Genomic DNA, 15,623 nt, shown 5'->3' on the forward strand with positions numbered 1-15,623 from the left:
CGGCATGCCGCATACTCTGCCGGCTGTTACTGGCAGTGCAACCCCCATAAACAGAGGTGACAAATGATCAAGCATATTGTCTGGTGGACGCTCAAGGAAGAGGCGGAAGGCGCCACAGCAGCGGAAAATGCTGAAAAGATGATCCGTATGCTGCGCGAACTGGATGGCCGGATTCCGTCGCTCATGGCCATTGAAGCGTCTTCGGCCATTGCCGCGACCACAACGGAACAGGTGGATGTTATTCTGCAGACCGTGCATGCCAGTGCGGAAGATCTGCAGGCATATGCGGAGCACCCGGAGCATGTGAAGTGCGTGGGCTTTATCAAGGCCGTGGTTTCCGGCCGCAAAGCCATTGATTACGAAGTATAACGCGGTGCTGTGATGGTACCCGCCAATGCCCCGCCCTGCGGGGCATTGTTGTCTGTATGGGGCGGAAGGTGCAGTTTTCTGTCTTTTTGAAGGACTGTCCGGAGCACGGAGGAGCTGTGCAGCTTGCGGGCGTCTGCCCGGTGCTGCAATGCCCGGTGCTGCAATGCCGGATGCTTTTGTCCGGGAATGCTCCGCAGGGGGCGGGCGGCCGCACGGGCGTCAGGAACGGTGCCGCGGGCAGGGCCGGTTGTCTGCCACCTGTTTGCCGGAACTGATGCCGCCTGTTTTTCTGTGTGCCGGGCAGGCGTATGCAGGTGGTGCAGAAGACAGGAGCCGGAAACGAAAAAAGGTTGCGACATGTGTCGCAACCTTTGCTTACTTGGTGGGGCGTGCTGGATTCGAACCAGCGGCTCTCTGCTTAAAAGGCAGGTACTCTACCGGCTGAGTTAACGCCCCCGAAGTGAGGAATGCGTTGTACGGTGCGAGGGCAAAACTGTCAAGCGGAAAAATGAAAAAAATCGTCGACAGTCTGCCGGCCGCGCCTAGAAAGGTCCGTCGGGAGTCAGCAGTGCCACGCCGCCCATGTAGGGACGCAGAACTTCGGGCACCACCACACTGCCGTCAGCCTGCTGGTAGTTTTCCAGTATGGCCACCAGCGTACGGCCCACAGCCAGCCCCGAACCGTTGAGCGTGTGCAGGAACACAGGTTTTTTAGCATCGGCCAGTCTGGTGCGGATATTGGCTCTGCGGGCCTGAAAATCGGTGCAGTTGGAACACGAGGATATCTCGCGGTATTTATCCTGTCCGGGCAGCCACACTTCCAGATCGTATGTTTTTGCCGCAGAAAAGCCCATATCCCCGCTGCACAGGGTGACAACCCTGTAATGCAGGCCCAGCTTCTGCAACAGCACTTCGGCGTGACTGCGCAGTTTTTCCAGCTCTTCAAACGATTTTTCAGGGTGGGCAAACCGCACCATTTCCACTTTGGTGAACTGATGCTGGCGTATGAAGCCTTTGGTATCCTTGCCGTAGCTGCCCGCTTCGGAGCGGAAGCACTGTGTCTGCGCGGTATAGGCTATGGGCAGTTTTTCTTCCGGCACCACTTCGCCGCTGTGCAGGTTTGTCAGCGGTACTTCTGCCGTGGGAATAAGATAGTACTCGGAATCGCGCAGCTTGAAGAGGTCTTCCTCGAACTTGGGCAGCTGTCCGGTGCCGGTCATGGTCTGGGCGTTGACCATGGCGGGCGGGTAGACTTCCATGTACCCGTGTTCGCGGGTGTGCACGTCCAGAAAGAATGCCGTCAGGGCGCGTTCCAGCTTTGCCGCCCAGTGCCACAGCACGGTGAAACGGCTGCCCGTCAGACGGCTGCCGCGTTCAAAATCAAGCCCCAGTGCAGGGCCGATTTCCCAGTGCTCTTTGGGAGTGAAGTCAAAAGAAGGCTTTTCTCCCCATGCATGCAGAAATACGTTGTCGTTTTCGTCTGCTCCGGCGGGAACGCTTTCGTGCGGGATATTGGGCAGAGAAATGAGCCACTGGTGCACTTCGGCTTTTACCGTTTCGGTTTCAGCGTCCAGTGTTTTGATGCGGTCTGACAGAGCGCCCAGTTTTTCGATGAGTGCGTCGGCGTTTTCTCCGGCGCGCTTCATGCGGGCGACATCGCCGGAAGCCTTGTTGCGTTCGCTTTTCAGCGCTTCCACTTCCAGCAGCAGTTCTCTGCGGCGCTGGTCAAGTGCGGTAAACAGGGTGATATCAATGCCCGAATTGCGTTTGGCAAGGGCCTCGGCAACCACTTCGGGATTGTTCTGCAGCAGTTTAAGGTCAAGCATGGGGATTCTCCTTGGGCGAAATGCAGTGGGGGAGAATAGCCCCAAGGCACTGACGGGTCAACCTGCCGCTCAGCAGACTGTAAACAGCCAATGAAAATGTCACCTTTTTGGGACGGTTTGGGACAATAAAAATGTCATGGTTTCCACCAATGGTTGTTGTTCCCCTACCAAGTCCCCGGAGTTGTCTCCTGGGGGTTATGAATCGCCCTCGCTATGGGTTCACGAGGGTGAAGATACCAGTGCCATGAGGATTCTGCCGCAGGGGAGGTCTGCTCCCGTTCCTGGGCCCCTCTTGCCAACGATTTTTCCTCAGAAGCCGGTTCTTCCGAAGATTTTCCCGTGACAACGGGGACAAGGACAAAGGCCTCTCCGTCCGCCAGCGCCATGAGCTCGTCATCAAGCTTTTCGACCACGGTGACCGCCTTGCCGCGCCGAAGCAGTCTTGTGCGGCCCCGACTATCCTGAAGACGGTACTTCTGCCCGCCGAAAGCTACGGTGGAATCTCCACAGGCCTTGCGCTGCTCGTGGCGCGCCAGCAGCAGATCGAGATTCGTTCCTTCCACAACAGGCAGAAAAGCGTTTTGCGCTTCGGCCGGAGCTCCGGCAAACTTGGGATTGTGCATCTGCTCCGCATACGTGCCCAGAAAGTCGTTCGCCGCCTCCACGGTACGGATCCCTGCCAAGCGAAAAGCAATCACGAGACGGCTCTGCAGCGTCCTCCACAGTCGCTCGATGCGTCCCTTGGCCTGCGGCGACCGGGCAGCAATGAAGCGCACCCCCAAGGTCTCCAGCACGCGGCCAAACTGGGTCTGGGGCGCGACTTTGCCTTGGAGCTCCTCTTCGATCGTCAGCTTGCCCGTCTTCGGGGAAACGAAGATCGTATGCCGATCCGCGTAGATCGCCCGGGGGACGCCGTGGCGCTCAAGCATCTGTCTCAGAACACGCAAGTAGCCCGACAAACATTCGTTTTTCTCTATCCAAAGCCCCACGACCTCTCCGGTGGCGTCGTCGATGGCTCCATGCAGCGAGCGCATAACGCCGTCCCCGAGCCAATCAAACGGAGATGCGTCCATCTGCACCAAATCTCCCCTCCGACGGCTCCGCTCCCGGCATCTGCGCCCCTTCGGACTTCGGTGACGATGCGCACACGCCACGCCCTGTTCCTTGAGTATCCTGCCGATACTTTTGGCGCTGAGCTCAAGCCCGTACCTGGAAGCGAAAAGTTCTTCCATATGCTGACAGCTCGCCCCTTCAAAGTCACTTTTCGCCTTCTCGGCAACGAACTTACGGATTTCCTGGGCAATTCTCCGATTCGACGCTTTGCCCCGTCCTTTGTGGACAAGGCCCACGGCTCCCTCCTTACGATACCGATTTTTCAGTCGAATCACCTGCCGGTAGCTCAAACCAAGGACTTCTCCCGCCTCCCGAACCGTGAACGCTCCGGCCACTGCCTGCTTGATCACAAACGCTCGCCGCGCTTCCTCTGCCTTCATGAGTACGTCACCACGTGTCTTCATGGGATGACATTTCTATTGTCCCAGACAGGGGTGACAATATCATTGTCCGGTAACACCTGCCGCTCAGCAGACGGTAAAACCGTCTGCACGGGTATATGGCCGGCTGTGCAGACCCGGACGGTGCGCCTGCCGGAAGTGTCTGCCGGACGCGTTTGCCGGACGCGTCTGGCTGACGGGACGACCGGAAGCGTCTGCTAGTTGCCAGTACCCGTGGTATCCGCGTTGGCCCCCAGCGCCTTGCCGTGGTGCTTCAGCAGGTAGTCCAGCAGGCGGGGATATTCTTCGTTGCTCACCATCTCAAGTGGGCCTTCGGTGGTGTACAGCCCCACAAATACAGGGTCCATCAGAGAAACAGGACAGGAATAGGTGTCGCGGGTCATGACCCATACCGTGACGGGAATGCCCTTGTGCATCATGTTGCGCTGAAACGCGGGAAATCCGGCCGGAGTCATGGATACTGAATACCCCAGCGCCAGCATGACGCGCTGAACGCGGCTGGTGGAATCTCCGCCGGCGCTGGCATTGCGCAGCAGCTTTCTGAAGACGGCGGCTTCCGCCGTGGGGGTTTCGTTTACTGTGCTGGTCTTGGCCATGTGTCGCTCCTTATCAACTGCGTCTGTGCGCAGTTTTCATGTGCCGCGGTACTGAAAACCCGTAAAGGGGTCTATGGCCTAGTATCCATATTGTCAGGCTTTTGGCGTATGTCAACGCCGTTTTTGCGGACAGGCTGTGGCTGATGCCGATACTGGTTGTGTATGCAACCAAAAAAAGAGAGTTAGCACGCATGCACCGCACAAAACAAGTGCATGACCACAGGTTTTTTGCGTTGCTTTATTTTTATGCAGTGAATGGTCAACCAGTGCAGGGGATTACCGGATGAAATTTCACAACCGGCGGCATAGTCTGTGTGTCATGTTACGGGTGGCTGCTGCGGGGTGTAGCGATGCAGCTGTACTGCAGGGGCGCGGGAACCGCGCTGATTTTATCTTGATGCGCATATGGCGGCGCTGTATTCAGAGGATAACAGGGCGTGTGTGAGGCGCCTGCCGCCGATGCAGGTTGTGCGAAATCTTTTATGAAATATCAGGCATGAAAAACGCGAAGCAGTTTATAACATTGTACAACAAGGCCGCGGAAGAGCGTTTTGCGCGGTTTGGTGAATATTATCCCGTGCGGACATGGGACGAACTGTATGCCGACCAGAATCGTATTTATGAAGAGCACCTGAAAGACAAGACGGTTTGCGGGGCGGCAACATCTGCGTATCTCCGGCTGTTGCCGTCTGCGCTGGGCGATTTCGGGCTGTATACGGCGTTTCAGGAGCGTAGTTGTGAAACGCTTAACAACGTGCTGTTTCAGACGGCAAGACGTCAGCTGCTGCTGGGCGGAATAACTGCCGGCGGCACTGACCACTGCAATTTCCTTCTCGACCTTCTGACTGCGTTTTCCTGCAACGACTTTGAAGTGTTTGCACGTTTTTTCCCTGCCTCCCTTCCTTTCGCGGTCTCTCCGTTTTATGTGGCTCCGGCCATGAACATGATCAAGGTGCTGTATTACGGCGAGTCGGTACACTTGCCGGAGGTGCTGGCACAGGCCGACAGTTTTTTGAAAAAGAAGAGTGCGGTCTTTGACACTGCGGTCGTGGGGTACCTCGCGGCGCTTATCAGACGGGATCACAAGGCGGCCGGCGGAGCGCTGGAACAGGCATGCGCCGGATATCAGCGTATGCAGACGGGGTATGTTTTTGGCAAGTATATGAAGTGCTTTGCAAAAGAAGTCCACGGTCTTTACCGTCTGGCAAGGCTGGTGGACAGTGACTTTTTCGAGACAGTCACGCCGCCGGAGCATCCGGCCTTTTGTGCAGAGTTCGAGTGCTGGCAAAAAGAGCATCAGTACCCTGCAGGGCGTTTGTTTTACCGGTATCCTGATGAAATGCACTACATGAACAGGATATTCGCGGCCCCGATTCCCGATGTGGCACTGGTGGTCGGGCGCAGGAAAAATGAGCGTTACAAAGATGTTGATAAATTTCTGGCAGACCTGACAGCGGCGGTGCAACGGGCGCCGTGAACCGGGCACAGGCACATTCCGGCGGCGGGCTTTATTGCGGGCAGCCGTGTGATGCAACGGGGGACGGGCCGCTGTCAGCCGCCATCGGCATCCTGCGGTACCGCTGCTGCTGCGGGCTTGGCGGCGGCAGTACACCGCAGGCAGCAAGGCACCTGCGGTCCGGCTCAGATATCGCTTATACTGCGCCTGTTGCGTTTGGTAAGAGCCCGCTTTTTTTTGTCATCCAGTCTTTTGCGTTTCTGGGCGGCCGGAGTTTTCGTTTTTGTTCTGGGCCTTGGGGTGTGCAGCGCATGGGTAAGCAGGGCTGCCAGACGTTGCAGGGCCGTTCTGCGGTTGGCATGCTGACTGCGTCCGTCCGCGCAGGAAACGGCCAGTTCGCCGGCGGACGAAATGCGCGAAGCAAGCCGCGAGGCAATACGTTCCTTTTGCCGCCGGTCAAGGACAGCGGAGTGCAGAACGTTGAAGCGTACGGTGACCCTGCTGGCGGTCACGTTGACATGCTGACCGCCGGGACCTGACCCCCGCGAGGCACTGAACGATATTTCATCTTCGGGGATGACAAGGCTGGTGCCGTCATCCAGCTGTACTTCAAGCATAATGGTATCCTGCATGGCGCTTGTGCCGGTAAGCCCGTGCAGGAAGCGCCGTTATTTTTCCTGATCTCTCAGCGTTTTTTCCACCAGACCGCACAGCGCCTTGCAGACGTCGGGGTCGATATCGATGAATTTGACACCTGTGGTGTATCCCGCGCCGTTGCGGTCAACCCACGCAACTTCTCCGATGGCCTGCAGATACTGCTCGGCGTCGTTTTCATATACCTTGAAAAAGCCGGGAGAATACTTGTTCAGCGTAGGAATGTGAACCTTCAGTTGCAGCTTGTCGCCGGGTTCAAACCGTGCGGGGGACTCAAAGCTTACTCCGCCTCCGCCTATGTCGGCGCAGTTGCTGGTCACCCGCCGCTGGCTGGAGAACGGAAACTGCAGGATGCTGGCCTCTATGGAAAAGCCTTTCGGCAGCCGCGTGAAGCGGCGTTTTTCCTCTTGATGGGTCATATGCTGGCCTCCTTTCTGAATAAACCGGACAGGGGGAGAGTGTGTGCGTACCATAGCAGAGCACGCCCGACCTGACAAACGCCTGCGGATTATAATCAGAAGAATACCGTGTCAGTAGTCATTGACTTGGAAGGATGCGGGATTATAGTTCCCGCAGTTTTCATCCATAGACAACAGCAAGGAGACAAACACAATGAAGATAGCACTTCCCACCCGCGACGGCGTCGTGGATCAGCATTTCGGCCATTGCGAATATTTCACCATCATGACAGTGGACGAAAGCAGGCAGATTGTGGAAGAAGAACGCCTGACCCCTCCTCCCGGCTGCGGCTGCAAATCCAACATTGTTCCTGTTCTGGTTGAAAAGGGCGTTAAGGTGCTGCTGGGCGGCAACATGGGACAGGGCGCCGTGGACAAGCTTGAGTCGCACGGTATTCAGGTGGTGCGCGGCGCACAGGGTGCCGTGCGGGACGTGGCTGCCAGCTGGCTTGAAGGCCGCCTGACAGACAAACAGGAAATTTGCCATGCCCACGGCCATGAAGGCTGCCACGGGCATTAATATAACTTGAAGAACAGGTAGACCGACTATGACACAATGCCATTGCGGCTCCGGCAGAACGTACGAAGAGTGCTGCGGGCCCCTTATTGCCGGAACCAGCCAGGCCGCCACGGCCGAGGCCCTCATGCGTTCCCGTTTCAGCGCGCACTGTGTGGGTGCTTATGAATATCTTGAAGCCACAACGCACCCTGATATCCGTGATGAAGCCTCGGCCGATGAAATCCGGCAGTGGTCGGAACATATGCGCTGGACTGCCCTTACCGTGCTGCGTACCGAAAAAGGCGGCGAAGAGGACCACAGAGGCATTGTGGAGTTTCAGGCGGATTACACCATGCGCGGTGTGCCCCAGACTCTGCGCGAGACGAGCAGCTTTGTGCGGGTGGACGGCCGCTGGCTGTATGAAGACGGTCATGTGCACAGCCAGACCGTGCGCCGTGAAGAGCCCAAGGTGGGCCGCAACGAACCCTGCCCCTGCGGCAGCGGCAAAAAGTACAAGAAGTGCTGCGGCCGCGCCTAGTCCGCAGCGGTTTCAGGCTGTTTTCACGCAGCATCGTCACCTATCCGGGCCGGAGCGCAATACGCTCCGGCCTTTTGCCTTGTCCGGCAGGGGGGGTCCCGCCTGCGCCTGCCGCGGCAGGACATGACAAGCACCGGTAAAAACGTATACACCAGCGGTATGGCAAAAATAACTCCCATCAGGGCCATCAGGCGGTTCTGCATTGCCTGTCAGGGCGGTTCGGCCGCCATGGTGCGCGGCTGTGACGATACGTCGTGCGCGCTGTATGTCTGGCGTCTGGGCGAGGAACAGCCGCAGGCCGGACGTTCGGGCGTGCAGGCAATCCGCTGTCACTGCCTGACATGCAGCGGCGGAGAACGGGCCGAGGTGCGCCGCTGCGCTGCGCGGGAAACCTGCGCACTGTGGTCGTTCAGGTTCGGCTGCAGTCCGGAAACATGGCGCAGAGTGCGCGCCCGCAAAAGAGGGGCGCAGCCGCTGCTTTTGCCGGGTATCAGTCTGGGCGGGCGGTAACGTGTTCCGTTCCGCCATATCTGTCATGCGAGGAAGATTATTATGCCCGACATTGCGCTGCGCATAGCGGCAGTTCTGTTTCTGGCGGTACTTTTCGTGTCCGGCGGCTGCCTGCATAAAAAGACGGCCATACCCCGCTACGATGCGCACAGTCTGCATGAAGACTATCTGGCACACCGGCAGCATGCCGCCGATCTGGAAGGGCGGGTGGTGAACATAAGCGGTACCGTGACCAGATTGGACCAGTCGTTCATGCGTTCAGTGTATCTGGTGCTGGATGACATGGTGGTGGTGTATATCCGGCAGGATCAGGTGCACCGTCTGGGAGAGCTTAAAGTGGGCGTGGGCGACCATGTGACATGCGCGGGTATCTTCGGCGGCAGCAGTCTTGTTGCACAGTACACCACGGCTGCCGGCGGCGCTGTGCTGGTGCTGGATAACGCCGAAGTGACGGGTGTTTCCGGTTCGTGGCTGCCGCAGCTGCCGCTGTGGCGCTGAAACGCCGCCCGGGGTTGTTCTGTCGCGGGGTGTGCGGTTCACGGCGGCCGCGCTGCCTGTATCCCTGCCTGTGCCGCTGTCTGGCGGCAGAGCCTTGTGTGCCCTTTTTTTTCTGCAAAAAAGCAGACCGTACAATGTGTAAAAGCCGCCGGAATGTTCCGGCGGCTTTTTTTACAGAAAGGCGGACCGCCGGATTATTCCGGCAGGCGGGTGCCCAGAAGACGGGTCATGATGAACACGGATGCGATACCCAGAGGCAGCACCAGCAGCACCGGCAGGCCGAGGCCCGCGGGCAGGTAACCGAACAGCACCGCACAGGCTCCCACGGTAAGGGCATAGACAAGCTGTGTGCGCGTGTGGTCGATGTGGTCGCACGCGGCCCCCATGGAAGACAGAATGGTGGTGTCTGAAATGGGCGAGCAGTGGTCGCCGAAAATGGCCCCCGTAAGCACGGCCCCGATGTTCATGATAAGATAGTTGTGTTCCGGCGTGATGGCCCATGCCAGCGGAATGGCCAGCGGCATGAGTATGCCCATGGTGCCGTAAGACGTACCGGTGGCGAACGAGATGCACGAACCGAGGATGAAGATGATGCTGGGCAGCAGGAAGGGCGGCAGCGCATCGGAAAGAACGGTCACCAGATAGCGTGCCGTGCCCAGTTCTTTGATCATGCCGGAAAGCGACCACGCCAGCAGCAGGATGACGGCGGTGATGCTGAGCGATTTGATGCCCTGAACCCATGTGGAAAGAGCTTCTTCCAGCGTGAAGATGCGGCGGCTGACCCCCATGGTGATGGCCACAATGCCTGCCAGCAGCGCAGCCTGAAAAAGCACCACCGATGCGTCGGAGGCGCCGAAGCAGTCACGCAGCGAGGCAAAGCCCATGGGCGATTCCTTCACGGAAGCAATGAGGGCAGCGTTGTCGCCTGCCATGATGGCGTTGTAACCGTTGAAGTAGAAACCCAGAAACGCCGCGACGATAAGCACCCCGATGGGGATGATGGCGTTCCAGATGCTCAGCGGGGTGTCCGGGTCCGGCTCAAGGTCGGTTGCCTCGTCGGCGACCATGGGCTTGGCGTTGTCGTCCAGCACCTTGCCGGTGGTGCGCGCACGCTGTTCGGCTTTCAGCATGGGGCCGAATTCGCGCAGCAGCCAGATGCCCGCCACCACAAATACCAGCATGAAAATATTGTAAAAACGGAAAGGCAGCGTTTCCACAAAGGTGCCGTAGGCGTTGCCCTGCAGGCCGATGGCGTCGAACCCGTCTTTGATGAGGCCTATTTCGTAGGCCACCCATGTGGATATGAGCGCCATGCCGGCAATGGGGGCGGCAGTGGCATCGATGATGAACGCCAGTTTTTCGCGGGAAACTTTCATTTTGTCGGTGACGGGGCGCATGATGGGGCCCACGGTCAGCGAGTTGGCGTAATCGTCAAAGAAAATGACTATGCCCATGAGAAATGTGGACATCTGTGCGCTTTTGGCATTTCTGGCTTTGCGTGCCAGTGCCTCTGCAATGGCCTTTGCGCCGCCCATGCGCGAAACCAGTGCAATAAGGCCGCCGATGGCCAGCACCTGCAGCACGATGCCCGCGTTCCACGGGTCGGCCAGCGAGGTCAGAATTTCGCCCGACAGACGCAGAAAACCGTCCACTATGCCGGAGTACAGGTCAAAGCCTTTTGATTCCAGCATGAATGCGCCGGAGAAAACACCGATAAACAGCGAAAGCACCACGTTGCGCGTGATGAAGGCCAGCAGGATGGCCACAACGGGCGGGATAAGCGTCCAGATGCCGAACCGTTCGGCATTGACGGGGCCCAGGCTGGCATCCGCGGCCAGCGCCGGTATGCTGCACAGCAGCAACCCCGCAAGCGACGCCGGAATGCCTGTAAGAAACGAACGCATACTACCCCCTTCACAAGTGTTGTACTGGTCGTTCCGGAAAATGAATAAAAATACAGCGCAGGACAGTAGCGCAGAGACGGTGTGCATGGCAACTGTTTGTGCAAGTGCACACACCGTATATTTAGTGGTACTCTTTAGAACGCCTGTATGCAGAAGGGGTTGGGGCTGCAAAAAAAGTCGTCCGCTGCAGCTCCCCCTGAAGATGGCGGACACAGAAAAAGCCGCTTCATGCATGAAGCGGCTTTGGTGTTGATATCAGGTGCGGCGGCTGCCTGCGGATGCACGCAGGCAGAAGTGCTTCCGTTACCGTCCGCGCTGAGGCGGGGCGGTATTTCTGCGCTGCGGCACCGCTGCGGCGGATGTCTGCCGTCAGGTGCCTGCCTACAGGTCGAAAAGGCCTGCGCCGGTGATGACCACCGAATCCACGGGAACATCATCGTGCTCACCCATGGGTTTGGTTTTCAGCTTGCCTATGGCATCAACCACGTCCATGCCTTCAACCACGGCACCGAAAACGCAGTAGCCGAATCCGGCATCGGAATCGTCCTGATGGTCAAGGTCGGGGTTGTCCACAAGGTTGATGAAAAACTGTGAAGTCGCGCTGTGGGGGGCTGCGGTGCGCGCCATGGCAATGGTGCCGCGGACGTTTTTAAGGCCGTTGCCTGCCTCGTTGGCAATGGGTTCGTGGCCTTTTTTGTCTTCCATGCGCATGGTAACGCCACCGCCCTGAATCATGAAATTTTTAATGACACGGTGGAAGATGGTGTTTTCGTAAAAACCTTCCTCCACATAGCGCAGAAAGTTTTTCACGGTTTCAGGGGCCTTGTCGGCATAGAGTTCTATCAGCATATCGCCGGAAGATGTTTCCAGCAGCACCATGGGATTGCTCATGTGCGTTCCTTCCTTGAATGATGGGAGTAATATCCGCCGTGTTTGCCCCGCCTGCGGGAAAAAGGCAAGCGGCCTTGCACCGTTCTGCCGATGTGGTATGCTGAGCTGTAAATCATGCAACATATTCTTTCAGTTACGAATATAAGCAATGGAGGTCTCCATGAGCGAAAATGATTCTGCACAGAACAGCGAAGAACGCCGGTGGCTTATACCCGAAGAAGGACGCAAGCATCTGGCCGGTGTGTTTGCCGGACTGCCCGGTGAGGTCACTCTGGATGTCTTTACCGACGGCGATGAAAAAAACCAGTACAATGAATACACTGTCCGGTTTGCGCAGGAGCTTGCGGAACTGGCCGATAAAATAGACACCCGCGTGCATGCTCTGGACAGTGCCGAGGCTCAGCGGCTGGGCGTCACGCTGGGACCGAGCACGCTGCTCAATGCCGGAACCTACGCCATACGGTTTACCGGTGCACCGCTGGGAGAAGAAGCCAGAGGGTTCATCGAAGCCATTATGCTTGTTTCCGCCGGTAAGGCCGCTGTTTCTGAAAACGTGGGCAGGATTCTTGAACGGCTGGAAGAAAAAAGAACCGTCCGGGTGTTTTCGTCGCCGGGGTGTCCCTACTGCCCCGGGCAGGTGGTGAACGCGGTGAAATGCGCCATTGCCAGCCCTCAGCTGGTCAGTGCCGAGGCAGTCAATTCTGACGAATTTCCCGAGCTTTCACGCAAGTACGGCGTCGGTTCGGTTCCGCATACCAACATCAATGACGAATTTGACGCCGTGGGGCTGATGCCTGAAGAGCGCTTTGCGGTTGAACTGGTAACCATGAAGGACGCTTCCGGCATGGTGCGTGAAGCCGGACAGGATGCGGGCACAGGCGACTACCCCGTGGAAAAGGTTGATCTGGTGATTGTGGGTGCGGGGCCTGCCGGTCTGACGGCCGGTATCTATGCCGAACGCAGCGGCCTGAAAAGCGTGGTGCTGGACAAGGCTGTTGTGGGCGGACAGGTGGCGGTGACACCCGTGGTGGAAAACTATCCCGGCTTTAAAAATGTGGGCGGCATGAATCTGGTGGAGATGCTGGCCGCGCATACCCGTGAATATGCCCATGTGCAGGAGCATGAAGAAATAGAGGAAATCAAGATAGGCCGTAACATAGAGGTGTACACGGCAAGAAACGTGTATCTGGCGCGTGCGCTTGTGTTTGCCACCGGTGCCCAGTGGCGTGAACTGGGCGTGCCGGGAGAGGATACCTACTTCGGCAAGGGGGTTTCGCACTGCGCATCGTGTGACGGTTTCATGTTCAAGGGTAAAAAAGTCATCATTGTGGGCGGCGGCAATACGGCACTGACCGATGCGCTGCATCTGAAAAATCTGGGTGTGGATATCACCGTGGTGCACCGCCGCGACGCCTTCAGGGCGGAACAGCAGCTGCAGGATGCGCTGGAGCGCGAGCAGATTCCCGTGTTGTGGGACACTGTGGTGGAGGAAATTCTGGGCACTGACGGTCTGGTCACCGGTGCCAGACTGAAAAACGTCAAAAGCGGCGATGTGCACGAAGTGGCACTGGACGGGGTGTTCGTGGCCGTGGGACATGTGCCTAATTCCGCTCTGGCTGCCGAACTGGGGGTCACGCTTAATGAAGACGGCACCATAGCGGTGGACCGTGCCATGCGTACCAATATCCCCAGAGTGTACGCTGCCGGTGATGTGACCGGCGGCATACGGCAGATAGTGACAGCCGTGGGCAACGGTGCCACGGCGGCGTTGTCGGCATTTGAAGACCTGCAGTCTTCGCGCTGGAAGAAATAAGTCCGGAGAATCCCTGCGGGCGGCGGCCGGTTTACAGAAAGGCTGCCGCCCGTTTTCCATGGTGTGTCACACAGCCAGCCGGACAGCGTTTTTTCCGGCGTTTTTTACCGCATACATGGCCTGGTCAGCCTGCCGCAGCAGGGTTCCTGCGGTCAGCCCGTGGTCGGGGTACAGGCTCAGCCCTATGCTGGCTGTCAGCGTACAGACATTTGCATCGCAGCGGTAGGGCGGACGCAGCGCGTCCAGCAGGCTTTCCCCCAGCCGCCGCAGGTCTTCGGTTCCGCCCACATCCCACAACAGCACGGCAAACTCGTCACCGCCCGGTCTGGCCGTTATATCGGTTTCGCGCACGCGTTGCTGCAGTCTGCGTGCCACCTCTTTCAACAGCATGTCTCCTGTGTCGTGGCCGAATCTGTCATTGATCTCCTTGAACCCGTCCAGATCAATGAACGCCACGCCCACCTTGCGCGTACTGCGCTGCGCCTGCGCCAGCAGCCGCTCAAAGGCTTCATCAAAGCCGTAACGGTTCATGAGGCCGGTCAGTTTGTCCGTTGAAGCCTGCGTCCGCAGCTCACGTTCCTGCATCATATGGTGCGTCACGTCAGAGATGACGCCCTCTACGCGTGTCACTTCGCCCTGCATGTCATAAAAGGCCTGACAGTTTATTTCCGCCCAGAAGTGTTCGCCGTTGCGGCGCAGCATCTCGGCACGCTGCGCCGTGAGTTGCTGCCGGTTGCATAAAAGGCCCATCACTTCGTCGTGTGTCTGGCTGCCGGCCCACAGCGAGCGGACGGACGGAGCGGTTTCCAGCAGGGTTTCACGGCTTTCGTAACCGAACATGCGCGCAAAAGCGGGGTTGGCTTCCAGCAGGAGACCTTGCGGCGTGCAGGTGAAAATGCCGTCCAGAGCATGCATGAAAATGGTGCGGTACCGCTCTTCCGCCTGCCGCAGGGCCGATTCGGTTTCCTTGCGCGATGTGATGTCAAACGCTGCGCCCACTATGCCCGTGATGGTTCCGTTATCGTCGCATATGCTTTCTTTGTACAGCAGCACCTCAGTGCCGCCTTCTTCCGATTCGACAACGGTTTCATAGCGCTGCACGGCGGGGCCTGCCGCTGTCAGCAGCACTGCGTCGGCATCGTTGTATATCTGTGCCATGGCGGGCGAGGCGAAAGCTTCGACCGTACGGTCCACCAGCGCTTCGGCAGGGCGGTTCACAAGCCGGCAGAAGGCGCGGTTCACAATCTTATAGCGGCCCCGGGCATTTTTAAAAAAGAACGGGTTGGGCATGGCATCAATGACCGACTGCAGCATGGCGCCGGTGCGGCGCATTTCCTCTTTGCTGTTGTGTTCGTCCGTCATGTCATAGATAAGCCCGAAGATGCTTTCATTGCGGGAGCTTATGAGCGCGGACGTGATGGCGTGCCGCAGACTGCCTGATTTGTCGCGCAGCAGGATTTTCTGCCTGCTGACCACGCCGTCGCGGCGCAGCTTCTGCATGAGTTCCTGCCGGTTTTGTCCCGACGGGTGCATATCCAGCGGCGTGACGGTGCGCAGAAATTCTTTTTCATCATGCATGCCGTACAGCAGCGCAAGATGCTTGTTGGCTTCGATAAAGCGCGAACCGTCAAGCGTTGAACGGTAGATGCCGATGGCGGCATGGTGCATGAGCGTCCGTATTTCGCGTTCTCTGTCGGCCCATTCGGTTGTTTCTCCCAGCCGCTGGCGGAGCAGTTTTTCCATCTGCGCAGCGCGGCGGGCGGCATTTCTGGCCCGGACCATGCCGGTAACCGCCATACCGGCGGATACGACAACCAGTATGCCCAGCAGCAGCATGTAGGGCCTGCCGCCGTATGTCCATGTGCCGGCCATTACGTCCGCAGTGCGCTGAGCGGCCGGTACCGCGGGCGCGGCTGCCAGCAGGGTCAGGCAGGCAGCGGCGGCCTGTGCCGGAAGTAAAAAGGGGTGTCCGTATATGCTCATGGGGTGCGGCTCCTGTCTTTTGCCGTCATAATAGCACATTTTCCGTGCAGCGCGAATAGCGGCGGGCTGCCCGCGGAGAGCTTTTCAAGCCTGTCCGGTAAGGGTACAAGACCG

Annotated in this window: 15 protein-coding genes and 1 tRNA gene; 7 read left to right on the plus strand and 9 right to left on the minus strand. The window is 58.2% G+C overall.

Going from position 1 to position 15,623, the window contains the following annotated elements:
* Positions 1–63: 63 nt before the first annotated feature.
* On the plus strand, positions 64–369 hold the full coding sequence (locus ACZ5D1_RS01095) for a Dabb family protein (RefSeq protein ID WP_011366353.1): 306 nt from the start codon (positions 64–66) through the stop codon (positions 367–369).
* 380 nt (positions 370–749) lie between these two features.
* Here the strand turns inward: ACZ5D1_RS01095 and ACZ5D1_RS01100 are convergent.
* The 4 genes from ACZ5D1_RS01100 to ACZ5D1_RS01115 form a co-directional block, all read right to left on the minus strand.
* Positions 750–825, minus strand: a tRNA-Lys gene (locus ACZ5D1_RS01100).
* Positions 826–911: 86 nt separating this feature from the next.
* Entirely contained in the window at positions 912–2,195 is a 1,284-nt protein-coding gene (serS, locus tag ACZ5D1_RS01105; RefSeq protein WP_011366354.1) for a serine--tRNA ligase, read from the minus strand.
* A 164-nt stretch (positions 2,196–2,359) separates the two neighbouring features.
* Positions 2,360–3,712, minus strand: a complete 1,353-nt coding sequence (locus ACZ5D1_RS01110) for an ISNCY family transposase (RefSeq protein ID WP_011366651.1) — start codon at positions 3,710–3,712, stop codon at positions 2,360–2,362.
* A 194-nt stretch (positions 3,713–3,906) separates the two neighbouring features.
* On the minus strand, positions 3,907–4,305 hold the full coding sequence (locus tag ACZ5D1_RS01115) for a hypothetical protein (RefSeq protein ID WP_011366355.1): 399 nt from the start codon (positions 4,303–4,305) through the stop codon (positions 3,907–3,909).
* A gap of 496 nt (positions 4,306–4,801) precedes the next feature.
* Between ACZ5D1_RS01115 and ACZ5D1_RS01120 the strand changes: the two genes are divergently transcribed.
* The gene (locus ACZ5D1_RS01120; RefSeq protein WP_464555628.1) at positions 4,802–5,782 is read left to right on the plus strand and encodes a hypothetical protein; all 981 of its coding nucleotides are present in this window, start codon (positions 4,802–4,804) and stop codon (positions 5,780–5,782) included.
* Positions 5,783–5,946: 164 nt separating this feature from the next.
* Here ACZ5D1_RS01120 and arfB read toward each other — a convergent pair whose 3' ends face one another.
* Positions 5,947–6,378, minus strand: coding sequence for an alternative ribosome rescue aminoacyl-tRNA hydrolase ArfB (arfB, locus tag ACZ5D1_RS01125; RefSeq protein ID WP_011366357.1), 432 nt, complete (start codon positions 6,376–6,378; stop codon positions 5,947–5,949).
* A gap of 51 nt (positions 6,379–6,429) precedes the next feature.
* Positions 6,430–6,834, minus strand: coding sequence for a PilZ domain-containing protein (locus ACZ5D1_RS01130; RefSeq protein ID WP_011366358.1), 405 nt, complete (start codon positions 6,832–6,834; stop codon positions 6,430–6,432).
* Between the two features lie 193 nt (positions 6,835–7,027).
* On the opposite strand from ACZ5D1_RS01130, the gene ACZ5D1_RS01135 reads away from it, so the two are divergent.
* The 4 genes from ACZ5D1_RS01135 to ACZ5D1_RS01150 all read left to right on the plus strand — a co-directional run bounded on the left by ACZ5D1_RS01135 (position 7,028) and on the right by ACZ5D1_RS01150 (position 8,918).
* Complete coding sequence (locus ACZ5D1_RS01135) at positions 7,028–7,393, plus strand: NifB/NifX family molybdenum-iron cluster-binding protein (RefSeq protein WP_011366359.1); 366 nt, start codon at positions 7,028–7,030, stop codon at positions 7,391–7,393.
* A 28-nt stretch (positions 7,394–7,421) separates the two neighbouring features.
* On the plus strand, positions 7,422–7,910 hold the full coding sequence (locus ACZ5D1_RS01140) for a YchJ family protein (RefSeq protein ID WP_455696480.1): 489 nt from the start codon (positions 7,422–7,424) through the stop codon (positions 7,908–7,910).
* Between the two features lie 123 nt (positions 7,911–8,033).
* Positions 8,034–8,420, plus strand: a complete 387-nt coding sequence (locus ACZ5D1_RS01145; RefSeq protein ID WP_464555631.1) for a hypothetical protein — start codon at positions 8,034–8,036, stop codon at positions 8,418–8,420.
* A 42-nt stretch (positions 8,421–8,462) separates the two neighbouring features.
* On the plus strand, positions 8,463–8,918 hold the full coding sequence (locus ACZ5D1_RS01150; RefSeq protein WP_464555632.1) for a hypothetical protein: 456 nt from the start codon (positions 8,463–8,465) through the stop codon (positions 8,916–8,918).
* A 194-nt stretch (positions 8,919–9,112) separates the two neighbouring features.
* On the opposite strand, the gene ACZ5D1_RS01155 is transcribed toward ACZ5D1_RS01150, so the two are convergent.
* Together ACZ5D1_RS01155 and ACZ5D1_RS01160 are read right to left on the minus strand one after the other, a co-directional pair.
* Positions 9,113–10,822, minus strand: coding sequence for a Na+/H+ antiporter NhaC family protein (locus ACZ5D1_RS01155; protein WP_464555634.1), 1,710 nt, complete (start codon positions 10,820–10,822; stop codon positions 9,113–9,115).
* A 381-nt stretch (positions 10,823–11,203) separates the two neighbouring features.
* Positions 11,204–11,713: a peptidylprolyl isomerase gene (locus tag ACZ5D1_RS01160; RefSeq protein WP_011366364.1), complete on the minus strand. Its 510-nt coding sequence runs from the start codon at positions 11,711–11,713 to the stop codon at positions 11,204–11,206.
* 160 nt (positions 11,714–11,873) lie between these two features.
* Between ACZ5D1_RS01160 and ACZ5D1_RS01165 the strand changes: the two genes are divergently transcribed.
* Entirely contained in the window at positions 11,874–13,526 is a 1,653-nt protein-coding gene (locus ACZ5D1_RS01165) for an FAD-dependent oxidoreductase (protein WP_011366365.1), read from the plus strand.
* A gap of 66 nt (positions 13,527–13,592) precedes the next feature.
* Here ACZ5D1_RS01165 and ACZ5D1_RS01170 read toward each other — a convergent pair whose 3' ends face one another.
* The gene (locus ACZ5D1_RS01170) at positions 13,593–15,509 is read right to left on the minus strand and encodes a sensor domain-containing protein (RefSeq protein WP_464555635.1); all 1,917 of its coding nucleotides are present in this window, start codon (positions 15,507–15,509) and stop codon (positions 13,593–13,595) included.
* Positions 15,510–15,623 lie beyond the last annotated feature (114 nt).

This window comes from Oleidesulfovibrio vietnamensis (genome assembly GCF_055388115.1).

Coding starts and splice junctions, on each gene's coding strand:
- ACZ5D1_RS01110 (WP_011366651.1), bottom strand. CDS start 3,712: ATGAAGACACGTGGTGACGTACTCATGAAGGCAGAGGAAGCGCGGCGA.
- ACZ5D1_RS01165 (WP_011366365.1), top strand. CDS start 11,874: ATGAGCGAAAATGATTCTGCACAGAACAGCGAAGAACGCCGGTGGCTT.
- ACZ5D1_RS01155 (WP_464555634.1), bottom strand. CDS start 10,822: ATGCGTTCGTTTCTTACAGGCATTCCGGCGTCGCTTGCGGGGTTGCTG.
- ACZ5D1_RS01115 (WP_011366355.1), bottom strand. CDS start 4,305: ATGGCCAAGACCAGCACAGTAAACGAAACCCCCACGGCGGAAGCCGCC.
- ACZ5D1_RS01130 (WP_011366358.1), bottom strand. CDS start 6,834: ATGACCCATCAAGAGGAAAAACGCCGCTTCACGCGGCTGCCGAAAGGC.
- ACZ5D1_RS01095 (WP_011366353.1), top strand. CDS start 64: ATGATCAAGCATATTGTCTGGTGGACGCTCAAGGAAGAGGCGGAAGGC.
- serS (WP_011366354.1), bottom strand. CDS start 2,195: ATGCTTGACCTTAAACTGCTGCAGAACAATCCCGAAGTGGTTGCCGAG.
- ACZ5D1_RS01145 (WP_464555631.1), top strand. CDS start 8,034: ATGACAAGCACCGGTAAAAACGTATACACCAGCGGTATGGCAAAAATA.
- ACZ5D1_RS01170 (WP_464555635.1), bottom strand. CDS start 15,509: ATGAGCATATACGGACACCCCTTTTTACTTCCGGCACAGGCCGCCGCT.
- ACZ5D1_RS01140 (WP_455696480.1), top strand. CDS start 7,422: ATGACACAATGCCATTGCGGCTCCGGCAGAACGTACGAAGAGTGCTGC.
- ACZ5D1_RS01160 (WP_011366364.1), bottom strand. CDS start 11,713: ATGAGCAATCCCATGGTGCTGCTGGAAACATCTTCCGGCGATATGCTG.
- arfB (WP_011366357.1), bottom strand. CDS start 6,378: ATGCTTGAAGTACAGCTGGATGACGGCACCAGCCTTGTCATCCCCGAA.
- ACZ5D1_RS01150 (WP_464555632.1), top strand. CDS start 8,463: ATGCCCGACATTGCGCTGCGCATAGCGGCAGTTCTGTTTCTGGCGGTA.
- ACZ5D1_RS01135 (WP_011366359.1), top strand. CDS start 7,028: ATGAAGATAGCACTTCCCACCCGCGACGGCGTCGTGGATCAGCATTTC.
- ACZ5D1_RS01120 (WP_464555628.1), top strand. CDS start 4,802: ATGAAAAACGCGAAGCAGTTTATAACATTGTACAACAAGGCCGCGGAA.